General features: G+C 45.0%; 17 protein-coding genes and 1 pseudogene. 11 read left to right on the top strand and 7 right to left on the bottom strand.

All coding sequences use genetic code 11. From position 1 onward, the window contains the following. The first annotated feature begins 151 nt into the window (after window positions 1-151). A complete protein-coding gene (glgA, locus tag QT984_RS07910) occupies window positions 152-1627 on the top strand; it encodes a glycogen synthase GlgA (RefSeq protein WP_333051749.1) in 1476 nt (491 codons plus the stop codon). Between the two features lie 662 nt (window positions 1628-2289). Next, the gene (locus QT984_RS07905; RefSeq protein ID WP_333051751.1) at window positions 2290-3339 is read left to right on the top strand and encodes a Fe(3+) ABC transporter substrate-binding protein; all 1050 of its coding nucleotides are present in this window, start codon (window positions 2290-2292) and stop codon (window positions 3337-3339) included. Window positions 3340-3404: 65 nt separating this feature from the next. On the opposite strand, the gene QT984_RS07900 is transcribed toward QT984_RS07905, so the two are convergent. Together QT984_RS07900 and QT984_RS07895 are read right to left on the bottom strand one after the other, a co-directional pair. Beyond that, entirely contained in the window at window positions 3405-3926 is a 522-nt protein-coding gene (locus QT984_RS07900) for a pentapeptide repeat-containing protein (RefSeq protein ID WP_333051754.1), read from the bottom strand. A 268-nt stretch (window positions 3927-4194) separates the two neighbouring features. Next, complete coding sequence (locus tag QT984_RS07895; RefSeq protein ID WP_333261244.1) at window positions 4195-5901, bottom strand: iron ABC transporter permease; 1707 nt, start codon at window positions 5899-5901, stop codon at window positions 4195-4197. Between the two features lie 126 nt (window positions 5902-6027). On the opposite strand from QT984_RS07895, the gene QT984_RS07890 reads away from it, so the two are divergent. Continuing rightward, complete coding sequence (locus tag QT984_RS07890) at window positions 6028-7116, top strand: ABC transporter ATP-binding protein (protein ID WP_333051761.1); 1089 nt, start codon at window positions 6028-6030, stop codon at window positions 7114-7116. Between the two features lie 75 nt (window positions 7117-7191). Here QT984_RS07890 and QT984_RS07885 read toward each other — a convergent pair whose 3' ends face one another. Both QT984_RS07885 and QT984_RS07880 read right to left on the bottom strand, forming a co-directional pair. Next, window positions 7192-7527 carry an element excision factor XisI family protein gene (locus QT984_RS07885; RefSeq protein ID WP_333270221.1) on the bottom strand — a complete coding sequence of 112 codons (336 nt, stop codon included), beginning with the start codon at window positions 7525-7527 and terminating at the stop codon, window positions 7192-7194. Continuing rightward, window positions 7512-7931 carry a XisH family protein gene (locus tag QT984_RS07880; RefSeq protein ID WP_333051766.1) on the bottom strand — a complete coding sequence of 140 codons (420 nt, stop codon included), beginning with the start codon at window positions 7929-7931 and terminating at the stop codon, window positions 7512-7514. The genes QT984_RS07885 and QT984_RS07880 overlap by 16 nt, the downstream gene beginning before the upstream one ends. Before the next feature lie 146 nt (window positions 7932-8077). On the opposite strand from QT984_RS07880, the gene QT984_RS07875 reads away from it, so the two are divergent. Together QT984_RS07875 and QT984_RS07870 are read left to right on the top strand one after the other, a co-directional pair. Beyond that, window positions 8078-8812 carry a DCL family protein gene (locus QT984_RS07875; protein ID WP_333373717.1) on the top strand — a complete coding sequence of 245 codons (735 nt, stop codon included), beginning with the start codon at window positions 8078-8080 and terminating at the stop codon, window positions 8810-8812. Continuing rightward, window positions 8805-8969 carry a hypothetical protein gene (locus QT984_RS07870; protein WP_333051772.1) on the top strand — a complete coding sequence of 55 codons (165 nt, stop codon included), beginning with the start codon at window positions 8805-8807 and terminating at the stop codon, window positions 8967-8969. Before QT984_RS07875 ends, QT984_RS07870 begins: the two co-directional genes overlap by 8 nt. A 317-nt stretch (window positions 8970-9286) precedes the next feature. On the opposite strand, the gene QT984_RS07860 is transcribed toward QT984_RS07870, so the two are convergent. Next, on the bottom strand, window positions 9287-10057 hold the full coding sequence (locus QT984_RS07860; RefSeq protein WP_333051774.1) for a DUF475 domain-containing protein: 771 nt from the start codon (window positions 10055-10057) through the stop codon (window positions 9287-9289). Between the two features lie 472 nt (window positions 10058-10529). On the opposite strand from QT984_RS07860, the gene psaM reads away from it, so the two are divergent. Beyond that, the gene (gene psaM / locus QT984_RS07855; RefSeq protein WP_015174804.1) at window positions 10530-10625 is read left to right on the top strand and encodes a photosystem I reaction center subunit XII; all 96 of its coding nucleotides are present in this window, start codon (window positions 10530-10532) and stop codon (window positions 10623-10625) included. Between the two features lie 285 nt (window positions 10626-10910). Continuing rightward, complete coding sequence (locus QT984_RS07850; protein ID WP_333051777.1) at window positions 10911-11324, top strand: slr1601 family putative cell division protein; 414 nt, start codon at window positions 10911-10913, stop codon at window positions 11322-11324. Between the two features lie 352 nt (window positions 11325-11676). Here QT984_RS07850 and ctpA read toward each other — a convergent pair whose 3' ends face one another. Then, window positions 11677-12915 carry a carboxyl-terminal processing protease CtpA gene (gene ctpA, locus QT984_RS07845; protein ID WP_333209850.1) on the bottom strand — a complete coding sequence of 413 codons (1239 nt, stop codon included), beginning with the start codon at window positions 12913-12915 and terminating at the stop codon, window positions 11677-11679. Window positions 12916-13020: 105 nt separating this feature from the next. Then, window positions 13021-13479, bottom strand: a pseudogene (locus QT984_RS07840) (transposase); the annotation flags it as partial. Between the two features lie 150 nt (window positions 13480-13629). Here QT984_RS07840 and QT984_RS07835 point away from each other — a divergent pair. The 4 genes from QT984_RS07835 to QT984_RS07820 form a co-directional block, all read left to right on the top strand. After that, window positions 13630-15045, top strand: coding sequence for a transposase (locus tag QT984_RS07835; RefSeq protein WP_333231243.1), 1416 nt, complete (start codon window positions 13630-13632; stop codon window positions 15043-15045). A gap of 12 nt (window positions 15046-15057) precedes the next feature. Continuing rightward, a complete protein-coding gene (locus QT984_RS07830) occupies window positions 15058-15270 on the top strand; it encodes a hypothetical protein (protein WP_333051786.1) in 213 nt (70 codons plus the stop codon). Next, window positions 15242-16138 (top strand): AraC family transcriptional regulator, encoded by an 897-nt coding sequence (locus QT984_RS07825; RefSeq protein WP_333051788.1) that lies wholly within the window; start codon window positions 15242-15244, stop codon window positions 16136-16138. Before QT984_RS07830 ends, QT984_RS07825 begins: the two co-directional genes overlap by 29 nt. 339 nt (window positions 16139-16477) lie before the next feature. After that, window positions 16478-20164 (top strand): DUF4347 domain-containing protein (locus QT984_RS07820; RefSeq protein WP_333373714.1); only part of this gene is annotated, 3687 nt, incomplete at its 3' end.

The raw sequence follows: 20164 nt of genomic DNA, 5'->3' as shown, positions 1-20164 counted from the left end.
GATATCGCCGATCGCAACCGCCGCAAATTCGGCTTCTGGGAGCCCGATCGCCCTGTATTCCCAATGGCCTACTTGCTTATTTGGCGAGAAACCATATACTTTGTCATGTTAAGAAAATATTTTTTTGATTCATCCAGGAGCGAGAAAAAAAATGTACATTGTACAAATTGCCTCGGAGTGCGCCCCCGTCATCAAAGCAGGGGGTTTGGGCGACGTAGTTTACGGCTTGAGTCGGGAGTTGCAGAATTCCGGCCACTGCGTCGAGATTATTCTACCGAAGTACGACTGCATGAGGTACGACCACATTTGGGGACTTCACGAGGCCTACCGGGATTTGGCTGTGCCCTGGTACGGCGGCGAAATCCTCTGTGATGTCTTGTGCGGCTGGGTGCACGGGCAGTTGTGTTTTTTCATCGAACCTCGCTCTCAAGATAACTTTTTTAATCGCGGCTGTTATTACGGGTGCAATGACGACAATATGCGGTTTGCATTTTTCAGCAAAGCCGCGTTGGAATTTTTGCTCAGAAGCAACAAGCGTCCCGATGTGATTCACTGTCACGATTGGCAAACTGGTTTGGTTCCAGTCTTGCTGTTTGAAATTTACAAATACAATTGGATGGAATATCAGCGAGTCTGCTATACCATTCACAATTTCAAACATCAAGGCATGGGAGGTGGCGATATTTTGGAAGCAACGGGTTTGCACAGACCGGATTATTATTTTGATTACGATCGCCTCCGAGATAACTTTAACCCTTTTGCTATCAACTTTATGAAAGGCGGCATTGTTTACTCGAACTTTGTCACCACGGTTTCGCCCCACCATGCTTGGGAAGCTCATATGGGCGAGTGTGGCTACGGTTTGGGGCACACATTGCATTTATATCAAGAGAAGTTTCGCGGGGTGCTCAACGGCATTGATTACGATGTGTGGAATCCTGAGACCGATCGCTATATTCCGCACCACTACAATCAGGAGGATTTGGCAGGAAAAGCCAAAACTAAAAAAGCTTTGCGCGATCGGCTGTTATTGCGCGATGCTGACAAGCCTATTATTACCTTTATCGGTCGTTTGGACGACCAAAAAGGTGTCCATCTCGTCCACCATGCAATTTATTACTCTCTGAGTAAGGGGGCGCAATTCGTGCTTTTGGGTTCCGCGACGGAAGCGGGAATTAACGATCATTTCCAGCACGAAAGACAGTTTTTAAATGATAATCCAGACTGCCATTTAGAACTAGGTTTTAATGAGGAACTGTCGCACTTAATTTACGCGGGTGGGGATATGATTGTGGTTCCCAGTAATTACGAACCCTGCGGGCTGACTCAGATGATTGGGTTGAGGTACGGCACTGTTCCTGTGGTGCGGGGAGTTGGCGGTTTGGTGAATACTGTGTTCGATCGAGATTACGACACCCGCCACCTACCGGAAGAACGCAACGGTTACGTATTTTACCAAACTGACTACTACGCTTTGGAGTCGGCGCTCGATCGGGCGATCGGATTGTGGTATGACTATCATGATGAATTTGAAAAACTCATGCTTCAAGGCATGAATTGTGACAATTCGTGGAAATATCCAGCTAAAGACTATGTGGAAATTTACGAGCTAATTAGACACAAATAATCCGTAAGCTGTTCAGCATTTAAATAGAATGTCAACAAACAATCTAAGTCTTGTGGGGTGGGCCGTCTAGCCCGCCCTGAATATGCAATTTAAATGCCTGACAGCTTAGGATCTCAGATGCTGCACCATTGTCAAGAACGGGCTCTGGGGCCCGTTCCACAAAGAATGAGTTTTCTCGCTTCACAGGCCGTCCAGCCTGTTCATAAAAGGCTTATTGAGAATGGTGCAACATCTCAGATGAAATTGTTGTGGGGAGTAGGGGCCCTAGCGTCCCGCCCGCCCGAAAAATACAACGCAAGATGCCCGACAGCTTATAACCAAGTCTTTTCGGAAAAAAACTGCCGGTTGAGCGAAGTCGAGACCGGATTTCTGACCACGAATTTCTTCATGTGGTACCCGCCACGTGATTTATCCGTGGAATCAATCCCCAATCTCAAATCGAAAATCCTCAAGAAAGAGCATTTATCCGTGGGGTCGCCTCTAAAATCTAAAATCTAAAATCTAAAATCGATTGACCAGCAGTGCGTCAGCCATAAAATAGTTACGCTCTCGATCATCAAATAAGAATTACTTGCATTAATATAGTAAAGCAATGACTATAGATGGCTGTAGATAGACCATCGTGTCAATTACCAGATGAAAAAATCTATCATTATAGAACAATGAGCATTTCTCGGCGTATTTTTCTTGCCAGCGGTACAGCAATGGCTGTCGTGGCCGTGGGGGAACTAACCAAAAAAGCCCCTGTCGCAGCCCAAACCGGCACTCTCAACCTTTATTCAGCACGTCACTACGATACTGATAATGAGTTGTACCAAAGCTTCACCAAAAAAACTGGGATCAAGGTTAACCTCGTTGAGGCGGATGCTGACCAACTAATTGAACGGATCAGAAGTGAAGGCGCAAATAGCCCCGCTGATGTTTTCATCACGGTGGATGGTGGGCGTTTGTGGCGGGCAAAACAAGCAGGTATTCTGCAACCTGTTTCTTCAACAGTCCTGACATCGGCAATTCCAGCAAGTTTGCGAGATCCTCAAGGTTTCTGGTTTGGTCTATCGCGCCGGGCACGGGTGATTGTTTACAACAAAAGCAAGGTGAACCCTGCCCAATTGTCAACCTATGAGGCGCTGACAGAACCTCGGTGGAAAGGCAAAGTTTTAGTGCGATCGTCCACTAATATCTATAATCAGTCTCTGGTTGGCGCTATGTTAGCAGCTCATGGAGCTCAAAAAACAGAAGCTTGGGCGCGAGGATTGGTGGCTAATTTTGCGCGTCCTCCAGAGGGAAATGATACGGCACAAATCAAGGCTGTTGCTGATGGGGTAGGCGATCTTGCCATTGTTAATACCTATTATGTAGCTCGCTTAATGAAATCGAAAGATCCAGCAGAAAAAGCGATCGCGGCGAAAGTAGGTGTATTTTTCCCCAACCAACGCGATCGCGGTACCCACGTCAACATTAGTGGTGGCGGTGTAGTCAAAACCTCCCGTAACAAAGCAGGCGCGATCAAATTCTTGGAACACCTAGCCAGCCGCGAAGCGCAACAGCTTTTTGCTAGGAGTAATAACGAATACCCTGTGATTTCAGGTGTGGCGATCGATCCTGTAGTGGCAAGTTTTGGTACATTCAAATCTGACCCTCTCAACCCTGATGTGTTTGGGAAAAATAACCCCGAAGCTTTAAAGGTTGCCGATCGCGCCGGATGGAAATAGAGGCTTTTTGAACAAGAAGCTACTCTTTGTGATTCGGCGGTTGAAACCGCCGAATCCCATCAACTTTAATTTTTAATTTTACCATCCGGCATGATAGCGCCTTTCAGGTTTGCCCCTTTCAGGTTTGCCCCAGTCAAATCAGCACTATTTAAGTCAGTTTCACTTAAATCGGCATTACTAAGATTGGCATTATTTAGTTTTGCACCTCGCAAAAAAGCCCCCTTGAGATTTGCATTACTCAAATCAGCATTTGTGAGATCGGCAGAAAATAAACCTGCTTTTTCCAGAGAAGCACCTTTTAAATTTGCACCTTTGAGATTGACGCTATCGAGTAAGGCTTCATTAAGTTTGACATTTTCTAGCATAGCACCTTCCAACTTAGCACCATTGAGATTAGCGCTTGTTAAATCAATGTCACTTAATTTGGTATCAGTCAGGTCACATCCTGGACATTGCTTAGTTTTTTGTAATGTTTCGAGGGGACCCGCCACCTGTTTTTGGCATCCAAAGGTGACAAAAATAGTAAGTAGTAACAAGGAAATTGTGCCAGTAGTGCGGTTAAACATTGCTAAGTTTTTATTAATCATCTTGATTTGTAAAGGTAAAAAGAAGATGGAAGAAGGGTTGATACATTCTCCTGAAACCCGCCAGGGAATAAATTCCCCCTCTTATAGCTAAAGTCGGTTGAAACCGACTGAAATCCTAGCTGTATAGTCGTCTTCAGACGACTTTCGCTATGAGACAGGGGTTTCAACCCCTGTCGGACTTTAGCTATGAGACTGGGGTTTCAACCCCTGTCGGACTATAGCTTTAAAAGAATCAATCACCTGTGCAAGCAGGGAAGAGATTTGGCGGTTATTGTGTTGAAGACTTGCGCGATCGCGCAATTTTCCAACTTAATAAAATAACCGGTAACATCCCCACTAAAACAATTGCCAATGCTGGGCCAGAAGCTTCAGCCAATCGCTCATCTGAGGCAAGTTGATAAGTTCGCACAGCCAAGGTATCAAAGTTAAAAGGTCTAATAATTATAGTAGCAGGTAACTCTTTCATTACATCAACGAATACTAACATCATGGCAGTTAGTAAACCTCCCGTCATCATTGGTGTATGAACTGTAACTAAAGTTTGCATCGGGCTATAACCCAAACTTCTCGCCGCATCATCTAAATTAGGCTTGATTTTGCCCAAACTTGACTCCACCGCATTTAAAGAAACAGCAAGGAAGCGAACTATATAAGCAAATACCAAAGCTGCGATCGTACCACTTAACAACAAGCCTGTAGAAATTCCAAAGTTTTCACGCATCCAACTATCAAATAGATTGTCCATTTTTCCAATGGGAACCATAATCCCAACTGCAATCACAGATCCAGGTACAGCATAGCCCATTGCCGCAACTCTAGTGCCTAACTGCACTCCTAAATTAGGATATAACCGTAACCCATAAGCCATAATCAAGGCAATAACTACGGCTAAAATTGCTGTCAGTGTTGCCAAAATTAAACTATGACGGGCAAATATCCAAAAGCGTTCATCTAAGGTGAGTTGCCAATTAGCTAAGGTCAACTTTACTAAAAGACATCCTGGCAATAAAAAACCCAAAAACAGCGGCATCAAACAAGCAGTTACCGCTAAGATTTCCCTAATTCCTTTAAGTTGATAAGTTTGTAGTTGGCGATAGCGGCTGCTAGCTTGATAATATTTAGTCCGACTCCGCGACCAGCGTTCTAGTAATATTAAACCCAGAACAAATAATAATAGCATCGCCGCTAATTGATTGGCTGCAATTCGTTCTCCCATGCCAAACCAAGTCCGATAAATACCTGTGGTGAATGTATCCACTCCAAAATACTGAACAGTACCATAATCGTTGAGAGTTTCCATCAAAGCCAGTGCTAAACCTGCTACAATTGCGGGTCTTGCCATTGGTAAGGCAACTGTCATAAAACTCCGCCAAGGGCTACAGCCCAGTATTCTACTAGCTTCTAGGGTACAAGTTGATTGCTCCAAAAATGCAACTCGTGTTAATAGGTAGACGTAGGGATATAAAACTAAGATTAGCATTAAGATGGCTCCAGGGAGCGATCGCACGTTAGGAAACCAATAGTCTCCATAACTCCAGCCAAAAATAGAACGCAAAGCAGTTTGAACTGGGCCGGAAAATTCTAAAAAGTCTGTATAAATATAAGCTAGGACATAAGCTGGGGCAGCTAAGGGTAACAGTAATGCCCATTCAAATACGCGACTGGCCCGAAAGCGACACATTGTTACTAGCCACGCACATCCTACGCCAATCACGACAACACCCAAGCCTACACCGATCATTAACCAAAAAGAGTTGATGATATAACGGGTTAAAACTGTATCGGTTAAATGTTGCCATGTATCTTTAGCTTCAAAAAAGATACTGGATAAGACACTGATCACTGGTATGGCGATCGGCAATGCTAAAGCGATAATTGCAACTGTCCACCCACTCGCCGATAAACCGCGTAAGGTCGATCGCCATTGGATTGTCCTGATTCCTGTTTGCTGTAGTGATTTTTGGGAATTTTTCATCGCTAGTAAAAAGTCTAGCCTGCTAGTTTATCAGTAGTTGTAAACATTTGTCAAGCCTTTATGATAATTAATCTCACTAAACTGGTATATTGTAGAATAGTAAGTTGTTGATTATTTATAGCAATAATGGCTCGACCGATAATTCTGCATTTGGATGGTGTAACAAAACAGTATGCCCAAGCTGCATCACCTGCGGTGGCATCTGTCACCCTGACCTTACATCAGGGAGATATACTGGGGTTGTTGGGGCCATCGGGTTGTGGGAAAACAACGTTGCTGCGGTTAATTGCGGGTTTTGAACAGCTACAAGCAGGGACGATCGCCCTAGCAGGGAAAACTGTAGCCAGTGTTAATATGTCAGTCGCGCCGGAACAGCGAGACATTGGTATGGTGTTTCAAGACTATGCACTCTTCCCCCATTTGACAGTCGCGAAAAATGTAGCTTTTGGCTTGACACATCAAGGAAAAGAGTCAAAGCATAATATTCAGAAAGGTGTCACCGAAGCATTAGCGCTGGTGGGATTAGAAGGATTGGAAAATCGTTATCCCCATGAATTATCGGGGGGTCAGCAACAGCGAGTGGCCCTGGCCCGTGCTTTAGCCCCTAGACCTGCGATTATTTTACTAGATGAACCGTTGAGTAATTTAGATGTACAAGTACGGTTAAGATTGCGTCAGGAAGTCCGCGAGATTCTCAAAGCAACGGGAACCTCTGGTGTATTTGTCACCCACGATCGCGAAGAAGCACTTTCGATTTCAGATTGGGTAGCGGTGATGCGTCAAGGCCAATTAGAACAGTTTGGCACTCCAGAGGAAGTTTATCAAGAACCAGCATCTAGATTTGTGGCTGAGTTTGTGACGCAAGCTAATTTTGTGTCTGCATCGCTGAAGCAGGATTTTTGGGAAACAGAAGTAGGTTGTTTTGCTGTTAAACGAGATTCATGTTCACAAGTTCCCTGTGATGTTTCTACTCAAGGAGAATTGATGATCCGGCAGGAAGACTGGAGTTTATACTTAGATGAAGATTCGCCTGTTGTGGTTTGCGATCGTCAGTTTTTAGGCAGAGAAAATCGTTATTGTTTAAAAACACCTTCTGGCGAAAAGTTATATGCACTCACAACCACAGGGAATGTTTTTCCCATTGGTTCTAAAGTTCGGTTATCTTGTGGTGATAATTCTCCCTTAGCTTTCTTTGTCGGTAAGCCTAAGCCATAGCTAATGACTAATTGCTAGTAGGGGAAAAATCCTCTCCCTCTTCCCATCTCGGAGTTTCCCCCTCTTCCTTCTTCCTTATACTTTCTGATAGGTTTTCTCTCTATCGCTGTTGTCAGGGAAGGGGCTAGTCACGATATCCTCTGCTTTTATACCCGCTGCAATCAGCGCTTGGCTTAGACCTTCCTCGAAGTTATCCTCTTCAATTACAACTTGATTATCGACTAAACGAGCATGAAACAGAATCGTGTCAATCCAGCGCTGTTTATCCCAGCCTGTAGCCAGAATCAGAAACTGACCCGAATCGACATCACAGACGGGGTAAAGCTGGATCGCTTGTAAACGGGGTTGGGTGCGAGTTGCTTCTTGCAGGGTTTTTTTGAGGATGTCTGCATAGCTTAGTGAGTTATCCATTGGAGAATCACCTCTTGACTTGGTTCGTAAACTAATAAGTTGATTTTATTTCGCTGGACGGCTAACTGAAAAATCGGTTTTTGAAAGTGTTTAATGTAGATGGCTTGGCTCACAGCTAAAAACAACTGACGCTCCGGTTCTTGGCCTTCCAATGCCCATTGGTAAAGCTGAAGCTGTCCCATCGTTTTTTCCAGTTCGCTGATGACTGAGGCTGAATCGAAGTCTTTGATTTCAACAGCGATTTTCTGCCCTTCTTTTTCCGCAGTAAAAAACTTTTCTGCTCCTAAGTCGGCTTTCAAAAGTGTCTGTTCTAACACTAAGACTAAAGGATCGTCCGTAATTGTCCACCCGTCTTTTTCGAGGGTGCGACGTAGAGAGAAGTGTAAATTATCGCGTCTAGACATTCGACATTCGAGAATTGAGGTTAGGAAAGATAAGCAGGGACTTTTTGAACTCCTATGTCTTGCAGATATCGCTTATTATGATATAGGGTAACACATCTGCGATACAATTTAAGTTATACGTCATATAAAACTGGTAGGGAGTTTAAATGGCAAGGCAACCAATTGTTCTCAATGGAATAGAGTTCAAATTCCAGAAAGATGCTATTGAACACTTCAGAAATATGTTGGAGCGCTATCGAAATGGTCAAAGCATAGCAGGTGATGATCGCGATATGTTACTAGCTCTTCTGGAGCGCCATCCTGAAGCAGATAAAAAGATTGGATGTGGTGTAAAACGTTTGTACAAAGATAGAACAGATATGCCGACAAGTTGCTTTTGGATAGAAAGAACAGATGGATCTAAAACAGATTTTTCTTATCGCACAGCGATTTCTGCTAAAGGAAAGTCTCTTTATCAAGATTTTTTAGAAGCCTGCCGTGCTGCTGTTCAAGATGATCTTCGGCTAACTAAAAAAATATTCTTTGAAAAGTTTGCCGATCAGGATGGAAGAGTTGAATGCGATATTACTGGTGATAAAGTAGCTATTTATGAGAGCCATCTTGACCATAAAAAGCCCTTGACATTTCAGGTTCTTGTGAACACTTTTATTGGCGCTAATGATATTGAAATAAAACCTGAAATGTTGTTAATGTCCCAGGATGCCCAGTTTCAAACAACTATGATTGATCAAGAGTTAAAGGATAAGTTTCGACGATATCATCATAAAATGGCGCAGCTTAGGGTTATTAAAGCGGAACAAAATCTTAGTCTTGGCGGCTCGGAGAGAATTCGGAAGAGCCGTAATCCTGTATTGATTCCTAATGAACTTGTAGGTGACTGACGTATCACATCCCTGTGGGAGTGGATTGACTCAGATTTCTGGTGCATCGCGAATTTTTCTGGCAGCCACTCAACAGGAAGGTTACATTTTTTCCAGACAGGTGAAATGCGATCGCCCGCAACTCCTTCCCACCGATCGCCCTCTTTTCCTATCCTAAAAAAATACAGCCACCACCAAGGATCAAATCAGATCCGGATCGATCGCCAATATGCCACCAACCCCGTCAGCAACGAATTCCCCTAGCTATCCCACCACTCTAACCATTGCTGAGTCTGATTTTGATAACTGCCTTCCCATAGGCCCCATTTTACTCCCATAAGTTCGATCGGCTACTGAAGGAAACAATATTACAAAATAAAAGCCTTTCATCCCCGGACTAAAGTCACCGGGATGAAAAGCTTTTGCACGTTTTGACCAGCCTTCAATCTGGTTGGTTTGACAGATTTAAGCTAATTTTATTCAAATGAAAGTATCTTAAATTTCGGACTTTTTTCCTTGCGATTCTGGCACAGCAACTTCTGAATCCGGCTGATTCAGAGCCATTTCTAGAGATTTTGCAATCTCGACTGGCTCAGGAGTACGCTTAGAAAATCCCCAGACAAACATCAAGACGATACTGGAAACTAGCAGCCATTGCGGCGGAACTAAATCGGGATTAATTACTTTCACCAACAATCGCATTCCCACGAACCCAACTGTAATGTAACCAGCACTTTCTAGGTGAACGAACTCATCCAGCCAGCGGATGAACAACCCTGCCATGAATCGCAGGGCAATAATTCCAATAGTAGCGCCTGTTACGACGATAAAAGTGTCGTCAGAAACAGCGATCGCAGTAGTCACGCTATCCAAAGAAAACGCTAAATCCGTAAAAGCAATCATGGGAATTGCTTGCCACACAGTCGCAAATCTGGGCCCGTGATGTTCTCCTTCGGAGTCTGTCTCTGAAGTAAAATGTTGGAAAACAAGCCACAGCAGGTAGAGAGCACCAAGCAGTTCAAACTGCCAGTATTGGATCACCCAAGTAGCAGTTAAAATTAGGGCGATCCGCAGTACAAAAGCAATTATCAAACCCAAGTTGAGAGCTTTTTGCTGATCCTTGGCATCTTCTAAACCTTTAGAAATAGAGGCCAGGGCGATCGCGTTGTCAGCCGAAAGTACAGCCTCCAAAGCCACCAAAACCAACAATAAGAAAAAGCCGTCAACTCCAAAATTGGGTGTAGCGTCGAGAAATTGATCTATCATTAACTATTTTGTGCACCTAAGATTGGCAAGGGTCGAGCGCAGCGCAAATTACCCGCTCTGTCTAACATTAGTTTCACCTTCACTTAAATCTTAACCTAACGCGGTAATTCTGTGGGAGGCGATCGTCCCAACAACCTCCGAAGGAAGCAGTCCCAGGAAACAAGGAAAAATTCTGGCGTTGCACAACTTGAGGAGGCTTCTTGTGGGTTAGGCGTTCCGCCTGCTGCGAAAATACACGCCTTCGGGCTCATGGGCCCATCCCACAAAACAATCAAAATCATCCCGCAATTATCCAACACCAAAATTCTCCCCCTCCGACACTCAAAAACTCCGCCACTGCGCCACTGCGCTACTGCCCCACTCCTCCCCGGACGCACCATTTGTGTTGCAAGTTGTAACAAATGATTCCCAAAAGCGCCAATTTGTCTCAAATTGGTGAAAGCTCGTCCCCGCGAAAAGGAGTTTTGCGAATATGTCTTTAACAGATACCCAAGTCTACGTAGCGCTCGTAATTGCTTTGATTCCCGGAATCTTGGCTTTCCGGCTGTCAACTGAACTGTACAAATAGTTTCCAGACAACAGTTGCGAACCGCAAAACGCCTGCCTGAGCAGTTAAATCTCTCGCATTACAGATACAGACAATTGCTGCCCCAGTGCAGTAGATTGTTTGTGTTCAGCAAGACGAGACTGCAAGGGCAGGCATTTTTATGGGGAAATTCCGTCTTCAGGCGTCACCTTTGTCTCAACAATTTTGGCTGTCAGCACCCTGACAAACAGCGGCGAGTGTGCGTTAAGCTCAGAATTTGCTCTGTTGAACTCTAAAACGTCAGTCTCAGGTATTTGAAAAAAAATTATGCAAGCGATTCAACCCCCCGTTACCCCACTGCGTCCCGTAAAAAAATCCCCTCGGGTTACTCCTCGTCGCAGCAGCCGCCAGCGTTCCTACCCTCACCAAACCCTCGCGGCCGAAACAGGGGTCAAGTTGGCAGTCAACATGGTACTTTCAGTCTGTGCCACTTCTGCTTTGCTTCAGCTTTGGCCTCACTACCGGGCGGTGCAAGAAAAATTGCACGAAATCCAAGCAGAAGTCAATCTTACCCAAGGGCGAGTCGATCGCTCGCGATCGGATTTTAACCGCTACTTTGACCCTAGTCTTGCTAAAACTGTGATGCAAGAGCAAAGCAACCAAGCTGACCCGCAGCAGCGTCCGGTGATTTTGCAAGAACCCAATGTACCCGAAGCCGAGGAATCAACCCCCCAACCTTAAGGGAACGGCTGTTTTGGGTTTTGATATCACGTCCGATGTGCATCATTCTTGTATGTCATTGGTTCGCACAGCGAACAATTACAGATGAATATGTCGGACGTGATATCACTTTTAAGGATCGCGAATTAAATAACTTACAATTTTAATTGTTATTGTGGGATGGGCGTCCCGCCCGTCCACTCATGACGGGCTATAAGAGCCCATCCCACTTTCAAGAGTGGAAGTTATTTAATTCTCATTCCTAAGTAAAAAATTTTTTAGATCATTCTTGTCTGTCGTGGCGAAGCAAACGCAGAGACAGACAGACCTGCGTATTGTCACCTGCTGCAAGCTCAAAACTGCAAACTCCGGCTTATACTGACTTGGCCAGCACGGTTTTTTCTTTCAGTAGTTGCAGTGCAGCTTGATATTGCAAGTCTGCTGCGGTGCCAATCTGATCGCGCGCGATGGGTTCCAAAGGTACTACGCGATCGGGCGAAATCCCCAGCTTGTTAATATCTTTATGGTTAGGCGTCTCGTACTTAGCAACAGTCACAGCCAACCCGGAACCGTCAGACAAATCAAACAGCGACTGAATCAGCCCTTTGCCAAAAGTCTTTTCTCCTACCAGTTGAGCTCTGCCGTTATCTTGCAGCGCACCCGCCAAAATTTCGCTAGCACTGGCAGTTCCCTTGTTCACCAAAACAATCAGCGGATCGTTAGTTAGGGCTTCTCCAGACGCTTCAAAACTGCCGAGAATGCCTTGTCTGTTCACCGTGTAGACGATCGTCCCGGAATCGAGCCACAAGCGGGCAATTTCAATCCCTGCTTGCAACAGTCCGCCCGGATTGTTCCGCAGATCGAGAATGTAGGCGGCGGCTCCTTGTTTTTCCAAGCGGTCGATGGCGTGAGCGACTTCCTCAGTAGCGTTAGCGCTAAATTGACTCAAGCGAATGTAGCCCACCGGCAAATTTTCCGACCCCGACTGCAATTCCGCGTAAACCGGATTCAGAGCAATGCGATCGCGCACTAGCTCAATGTCCTCAGCAGCGTCCCTTCCCTCGCGCCCCAAGGTGAGGGTAACGGGAGTGCCGATGCGGCCGCGCATTCGAGTTGCAGCCTCGTCTAGGCTCAATTCTGAGGTGGGAGTGCCATCAATTTTCAGAATGCGATCGAGGGGTTGGATACCAGCTTTATCCGCCGGTGAGCCGGCCAAAGGAGCCACCACTGTCAGGGTATTTGTCTGGGGGTCGATCGCAATTTGCAGCCCCACACCGGTCAATTCTCCCGAAGTGTTGACCTGCAAGCTGCGGTACTGTTCGGGTTTCAGCAGTCGAGTGAACGGGTCATCGAGATTCGCCAGCATCCCCTGAATCGCCGTGTAAGTCTGCTGTCTGTCGTTAAGCGGTTGCTTGACAGCTTTTTGGCGAATCGACCACCAGTTTTGAGAGTTAAAGCTGTCGTCCACATAAGAGCGATTGACAATTCGCCAAGCTTCGCTCAATAGCTGCTGTTCTGGAGTCAGCGCCGCCGCAGGCTGCGCCCACCCACCTAGAACTAGGACGACTTGGAGGCAAAGTACAATAGCAATCTGGGAAACTCGTCTGTGCATGATTTTTCTGTAAAATACCAGTAAGTATTACATTTTATAAAACATACCCTGAAAACCCTGTGACTTTAGTCCAGGGATGAAAGGGTTTTGCAGGATTTATCCTGCCTAATCTCTTTGTGCCTCAATGTAGGGTTTAACGGTTTCCGTGCCAATATTCCCAGCAGTCGAAACAAAATAGGTAGGTGTCCACAAAGTAGGCAATTTAAGGAGTTCAGGAAACTCCTTTCTCAAATGATGTGACAATTCCCGCATCCAGGATACCCGCCACGTGATTCATCCGTCCAGAAATAAAAAACCTGTATCAGATGAAACTTGCCGAACGTATTTATCCGTGGGGTCGCCTCTAAAATCTAAAATCTAAAATCTAAAATCGATTGACGCTCTTCCCTTAATCTTCCTGATAATTGTAGCCCGGTCATCTATTGGCTTAGCATTGATAAACAGATGAACGTGATCCGGCCTAATCTTCATCGTGATGATGCACCATCGGTTTTCATTGCAGACATCGCAAATAATCTGTTGCAGTCGCTCAGCAATTGAACCAGTCAACACTTTTTTCGTTTTTTGGGAATGAAAACCAAGTGATAGTTTAGTAGAGAGACGGCGTTGCTCTCATGTCTGTACTCATCAGGAGAAAATTTAGCCATATTCATTGACTTTTGTTTACGCCTACTGTAGATTAAACGCAAGACAAAGACAAGAGGTGAACTGCAATTGTTGACCAACTTTGCTTACAAGCTGCGTCCCAATCAAAGCCAAGCCTCAAAAATGTCAGCTTGGGTAGATATGCTTAGAAGCCACTACAACTGGTGTCTGAATGACAGAATTGTCCAATATAATCAACAATTCATCCAAGGTAGTTACTGCAACATTACAACTCGTGGCGAAGCTTCACCGCTAACTTGTTTTGTCAGCAAGAACGGTGCAACTGGGAATCCTTGGAAAGATTCTAGATTTGATAAGGATGGCCACACTAAAAATCCCCGTCGAAGTGCGACGGACATTCAGATTACAGCGCTACCACAACTGAAAAATGCTAGACCTTGGTACAGTGGAGTAGACTCAACAGTTCTACAGCAGAATGTTAAACGCCTAGACACTGCTTACAAGAATTTCTTTGAAGGTAGGGGCTTTCCTAAATTCAAAAACCGAAGTAATTTTACATCTTTTACCTGCGTAATGGGTGTAAAAATACAAGAAAATAAAATCTATCTTCCTAAATTAGGTTGGATGCGATTTTATAACTCGCGTCCAATTCCCAAGGGGTTTAGCATTAAGGCTTGCACCGTTAGAAAGCGTCAAGATGGTTGGCATATTTCTCTCAGGATAGAAGATAAATCCGTTCCTGAATACAGGGCTAGACCTCTCGAACAAGTGACCAAGATAATAGGATGCGATTTAGGAATTACTAAATTGGTTCATTTGTCTGACGGGTATCAGATTGAAAACCCTAAATTTTCCACAGCTAAAAAAACTAAGCGGACTCTGAAAATCAGACAGAGACGGGTTAGCCGCAAAGCTAAGGGAAGTAAAAACCGCCACAAGGCAATTAAAAAAGTAGGGCGTTTTCATAAAATAATTAGTAACAAACGTCAAGCACACCAATGGAAAGTTGCGAATAAAATTGTGTCTCGCAATATTGACGCAATCGCTTTAGAAGATTTGAATATTACTGGAATGATGCGTCGATGTAAAGTAAAAACTGATGAAAAAACAGGGAGGTTTCTTAAAAATGGACAATCAAGAAAGAAAGGATTGAACCGTGCTATATCTGATGCGGGTTGGGGTAATTTGATTCTGAAGATCGAGTATTTAGCTGCAAAGCAAGGCAAGGTCGTAATTAAAGTTAGCCCCAAATACTCCAGCACTGAATGCAGAAGTTGTGGACACATTGACAAATCCAATAGAGAGGGTGAAAAATTCATCTGTGTTGAATGTGGGTATCACGAACACGCTGATATTGGTGCAGCAAAAACCATCAGAGATCGAGCCTTGGAAATAGTACGTGGGGACTCCGCGAAACTTGGTGTTTGTCACCTAAACGCCCAAAAAATATCATCACGCTCAAAGAGCAAACGTGGTGAGTTTGGGAACCTTGGCAACAAGGATATTAGGGCCGAAATGCCTTAAGAATCACCGTGGATGCAAGCGCGGGGAGTGTCAAGTATTTTAGGTTTGTACGCTGGGAACGCTGTTGCAGATTTAACTCAGATTTGTTTCCCGACGGTCAGTCCCGAAGGCACTCGGATGTTTAGAAGAATCCTCGCCGTAGAACGGCGAGGAGTTGTCAACTACAAAATAGCAACTCGTCCAGTCGGTGCCAGCTATGTCCCCACAGAAACCATTAATTCTTGATTTTGCCAAGACAGACGCGATGAAAGTGATTCTCCCGCGCCCCGCAATCCTGTCGAGTCACGGCGCAAAGTGGCAAGGAATTCATGTCGAATATCACTGTCAGCCACCAAACGAATGTCCCGAACACTGTCTCGAACAGCACACGGTTGGCTTGATGCTCAATTCAGCAACACTAAAAGGAACAGTGAACGGGAAAAACTGCGGTAGCGAATCGTGGCAAAGCGGGCAGATGTTCATCGCTGCTGCTGGTACTTATTTCCAGTCAGTTGCAACCGGAGACTATGAATTTATGGCGATCGCTCTTGAACCTACCGACTTCGACAATACAGTTGGCGAATCGATCAATTCAAATTCCATTGAAATTATACCGCAATGGCAAACCCGCGATCCGTTGGTTCACGGAATTGCCTGGGCTCTCAAAACCGAACTAGAATCAGGCGGATTAAACGGTACTCTTTATGTCGATGCACTGAAAAACGCGCTTTCACTGCACATACTGCACCGATATGGCGCGAAAAAACCTAACCGGCGAGAGGTTGGAGGCGGTCTTGATCCCGGCCAATTGCAGCTAGTTATTCACTACATTAATGAATTCATAAACCGAGATTTGCACTTAAGTGAACTTGCTAATTTAGTGAACATTAGTTCTTATCATTTCAGCCGTATGTTTAAACAATCGACTGGATTCACCCCCCATCAGTACGTGACCCACTGCCGAATTGAAAAAGCAAAACAGTTGTTGAAAAAGCCGAAGTTATCAATAAAATATATCTCCCAGCAAGTGGGATTTCACGACCAAAGTCACTTTAGCAAGACATTCTGCAAAATTGTCGGTGTGACTCCTAAGAAATATCGCGATCGGCTTTAACAAAACTCAAGCCTCAGTCACATTAAAAGCAGTTTGTAGTTGCCAAGTATTTTTGCCTAGGGCTTGCGGGGATTCAGAAACCGGGTTGTTTTCCCGATCGGGAAACCTGTGTATTTTGGTACAAAACCCGGTTTCTTTGGTATTTAGGCGTAAGTTTTGTCGTATAAAAATCCTAGCCCGTCGGCGCTGTTACAATTCTTCATCAAATAGGGATAAATTCCGCAAGAAAATTATATTTTTCGCAAGTTTTCCGCAAGTATTTACAATACAGCAGAGGTGGTGCTTTTGTAGACTTGCTGGCATCAGATAAACCAGAAGTATCAGCTAGGTAAATTAATCATGTCTACTTTCAGTACCGGTACCAACTTTCCGGCCGGCACAAGTCCCCAATCCTTCACTGCCGAAAACTGTAATAACGATAACATTCCAGACTTAAACATCCCAGACTTAGGGATCGCCCCAACGACTGTTTCCCTAAAGTCAATGACTCAACCTTCCTCAAAAGCGATCGCATTTATCGATTCTGCCGTCCCCGACTGTCAAACATTAATCGACGGCATTATCCCTGAAACCGAAGTAATTAAATTAGAAACTAACCGCAACGGCATCGAACAAATTGCCGAAGTTTTGCAGGGAAATAAATTTTCAGTAATTCACATTATTGCCCACGGAAATCCCGGTTGTTTGCAACTGGGGAACGTGGAATTGAGTTGGCAAAATTTGATAGATAGCGCCGACAATTTTTTCAAAATAGTTAAGAAATGGGCGGGCGGGCTGACACCAAATGCCGAAATTTTGCTCTACGGGTGCAATGTTGCCAAAGGAAATATAGGTAAAGAATTTGTCAAAAATCTGAGTCAACTAACAGGAGCAAATGTTGCCGCTTCTAATAATTTAACAGGTTGTGCGGCAAAAGGTGGCGATTGGAAATTAACAGTAACAGCGGGGACAATTAAAGCTGCCATTGCATTTGTGCCAGAAGCGATCGCAGCTTACGGCCACGTTCTCAATACGTTTAGTTCTGGTGGTAACTTTAATGCGGGAACCAGTCCATCCTTTGTTGCGACTGGCAATTTCAATAACGATGGCATCTTAGATTTAGCTGTTGCTAACCCCACCACGAATAGGGTTTCTATTTTACTGGGAAACGGTCAAGGAGGATTTAACGCTGGAACTGATTTGACTTCGGTATTGCGGCCTACCGCGATCGCAGTTGGCAATTTTAACGGCGATAACTTTTCCGACTTAGCGATAACTTCCGCCCAAGGTGCGGAATTTAACAGCATTTATATCTTTTTAGGATCGGGTAATGGCAACTTTAACAGTCCGGGCTTTTTGGATGCCCTCGAAAATCCTAGCGCGATCGCTGTCGGCAATTTTAATGCTGATGATTTACTCGATATTGCCATTACTCAATCCAGTGGCAATGGTTTTGTACCTGAAGGCAATGTTGGCATTTATTTGGGAACGGGACAAGGCGGTTTTTCCACTCCTGTTACTGTGAATGTTGGGCAAAGTCCCAGCGCGATCGCTGCGGGAGATTTGAACGGCGACAATTTTCTCGATCTCGCCGTCGCCAACCAAAATTCTAATAATATTACCATATTATCGGCAAATGGTCAAGGTAGTTTTGGCAATCCGACTAATATTAATGTCGGTCAAAGTCCGAGTGCGATCGCAGTTGGAGATTTGAACGGCGACAATTTTCTCGATATCGCAGTCGCCAACAGCGGTTCTAACAGCATCTCAATTTTATTTGGAACAGGAAATGGCAGTTTTGCAATTCCGACCAATATTAATGTTGGTTTAAACCCAAGTGCGATTAAGATTGGCGATTTTAATGGCGACAACAGACGAGATTTAGCGGTTAGCAACAGCGGTTCTAATAACGTTTCAATTTTGGCGGGAAATGGAACTGGCGGTTTTAGCAGTGCGACCAACTTTAGCGTTGGAACAAATCCGAGTTCTATTGCGATCGCAAATTTTAATGCGGACGACAGACTCGATCTCGCAGTTGCTAACAGAGGTTCTAATAATGTTTCAGTTCTCTTAAATTCACAGAACACAATCAATTTTGGTGCAGCTACTTTCAGCGGGACTGAAGGGGATGCAGATACAGTCGTTAATATCCCCGTTACTATCAGCGGCGGCACTCCTTTTGCTGATGTCATTGTACCAATTATCATCGACCCCAACAGCACCGCTACCCAAAATTCAGACTACACCATTTCCCCTACCTCAATTACATTCCCCGCAGGCGGAACAAGTACAGAACAAAATATTGCAGTCACTATTAAACCTGACAATATCGCTGAGAATGCAGAAACAGTCATTCTCAACTTGGGTACGATCGCAGGTGGCATTGCAGGTACGACAAATCAAGCGACCCTAACTATTCCCAGTAACGGCACTATTTCTTATGCTATTGCCGCCGCTGTGGCTGCGGTAGCTGAAGGCAATACGGGAACTGTATCCGTTACTTTTACCGTTACTCGCAGTGGCGGTATCGGTGCAGCCAGCAGCGTCAATTATGCGATCGCCGGAACTGCTACAAACGGCAGCGATTACAACAATATCGGCGGCACTTCCGGAGCAACTAACGTTAATGGTACGGTTAATTTTGCTGCGGGCGAGACATCGAAAACGATTACTTTGGACGTTTTGGGCGACAGTGCGATCGAACCGGATGAAACTATTACTGTCACCTTATCAAATCCGATCGCACCAGGCCCGACTCCAACAATTACAACTGCTACTGCTACAACTACTATTACTAATGACGACACTGCTGGAATTTTAGTTAATCCCAATAGCGGATTAACGACAACAGAAGCAGGAGGAACAGCAACATTTACTGTCCAACTCAACTCTCAACCAACTGCTAACGTGACTGTTGGCTTAAGCAGTTCCAATGTTACCGAGGGAATAGTTTCTACACCCTCGCTGACATTCACTCCCGCCAATTGGAGTGCGCCGCAAACTGTAACTATTACTGGCGTTGACGACAATATTGCTGACGGCAATCAAACTTACAATATTGTCACTGCTTTGGCTGTTAGTACAGACAGCAGTTACAGCAATTTCAATCCTGTAGATGTCAGCGTTACGAATAGCGACAACGAAACTCCCGGCATTACCGTTAATCCCACAGCCGGATTAACTACAACAGAAGCGGGAGGTACGGCTAATTTCAGTGTTGTCCTCAACAGTCAACCTACGGCACCTGTTACCATAGCTTTAAGTAGTTCCAATCCTGCAGAAGGAACAGTTTCTACTAATAGCTTAAGTTTCACTCCTAATAACTGGAATCAGGCGCAGACGGTAACGGTGACAGGTGTTGGCGACAATATCGCTGACGGCGATATTGCTTACAATATTGTCACTGCTTTGGCTGTTAGTACAGACAGCAATTACAACAATTTCAATCTCTCCGATGTCAGCGTTACTAACATCGACAGCGATACAGTCGGTGTTACCGTTAATCCCGCCAGTACCACAGCAGCAGAAGGCGGTGCAACGGGAAGTTATACACTTCAGCTAAATTCGCAGCCAACCGCGCCCGTAACAGTCAGCTTTGACGGGGGGAATCAAATAAGTGCGATCGCCCCTATTAGCTTCGACGCTACTAATTGGAATATTGCCCAAACTATAACTGTGATTGCGACGGATGACACAGTTGTAGAAGGTACTCACACTGGCACAATCAATCACGCCGCAACAAGTACCGACGTTAAATATAGCGGAATTGCGATCGGGCCTGTCACTGTCGCCATTACCGATAATGACACGCCAACACCAACGCCCACACCAACATCGCCAACACCAACACCAACACCGTCAATTACACCGACGCCAACACCAACGCCCACACCAACACCAACACCTTCAATTACACCGACACCAACACCGTCAATTACACCGACGCCAACACCAACACCGACGCCAACCTCGCCAACACCAACACCGACGCCAACCTCGCCAACACCAACACCGACGCCAACCTCGCCAACACCAACACCGACGCCA

It is taken from the genome of Microcoleus sp. Z1_B2 (assembly GCF_036700325.1).
Lineage (GTDB): Bacteria > Cyanobacteriota > Cyanobacteriia > Cyanobacteriales > Microcoleaceae > Microcoleus.
The sequence above is the reverse complement of the archived record's forward strand: the minus strand, read 5'-3'. Positions and strand labels throughout refer to the sequence as shown.

What these genes read in the sequence shown, in the direction of transcription:
- psaM (WP_015174804.1), top strand. Translation starts at nt 10,530, where the DNA reads ATGTCTTTAACAGATACCCAAGTCTACGTAGCGCTCGTAATTGCTTTG.
- ctpA (WP_333209850.1), bottom strand. Translation starts at nt 12,915, where the DNA reads ATGCACAGACGAGTTTCCCAGATTGCTATTGTACTTTGCCTCCAAGTC.
- QT984_RS07900 (WP_333051754.1), bottom strand. Translation starts at nt 3,926, where the DNA reads ATGATTAATAAAAACTTAGCAATGTTTAACCGCACTACTGGCACAATT.
- QT984_RS07875 (WP_333373717.1), top strand. Translation starts at nt 8,078, where the DNA reads ATGGCAAGGCAACCAATTGTTCTCAATGGAATAGAGTTCAAATTCCAG.
- glgA (WP_333051749.1), top strand. Translation starts at nt 152, where the DNA reads ATGTACATTGTACAAATTGCCTCGGAGTGCGCCCCCGTCATCAAAGCA.
- QT984_RS07850 (WP_333051777.1), top strand. Translation starts at nt 10,911, where the DNA reads ATGCAAGCGATTCAACCCCCCGTTACCCCACTGCGTCCCGTAAAAAAA.
- QT984_RS07880 (WP_333051766.1), bottom strand. Translation starts at nt 7,931, where the DNA reads ATGTCTAGACGCGATAATTTACACTTCTCTCTACGTCGCACCCTCGAA.
- QT984_RS07825 (WP_333051788.1), top strand. Translation starts at nt 15,242, where the DNA reads ATGTCCCCACAGAAACCATTAATTCTTGATTTTGCCAAGACAGACGCG.
- QT984_RS07890 (WP_333051761.1), top strand. Translation starts at nt 6,028, where the DNA reads ATGGCTCGACCGATAATTCTGCATTTGGATGGTGTAACAAAACAGTAT.
- QT984_RS07885 (WP_333270221.1), bottom strand. Translation starts at nt 7,527, where the DNA reads ATGGATAACTCACTAAGCTATGCAGACATCCTCAAAAAAACCCTGCAA.
- QT984_RS07830 (WP_333051786.1), top strand. Translation starts at nt 15,058, where the DNA reads ATGCAAGCGCGGGGAGTGTCAAGTATTTTAGGTTTGTACGCTGGGAAC.
- QT984_RS07905 (WP_333051751.1), top strand. Translation starts at nt 2,290, where the DNA reads ATGAGCATTTCTCGGCGTATTTTTCTTGCCAGCGGTACAGCAATGGCT.
- QT984_RS07895 (WP_333261244.1), bottom strand. Translation starts at nt 5,901, where the DNA reads ATGAAAAATTCCCAAAAATCACTACAGCAAACAGGAATCAGGACAATC.
- QT984_RS07860 (WP_333051774.1), bottom strand. Translation starts at nt 10,057, where the DNA reads ATGATAGATCAATTTCTCGACGCTACACCCAATTTTGGAGTTGACGGC.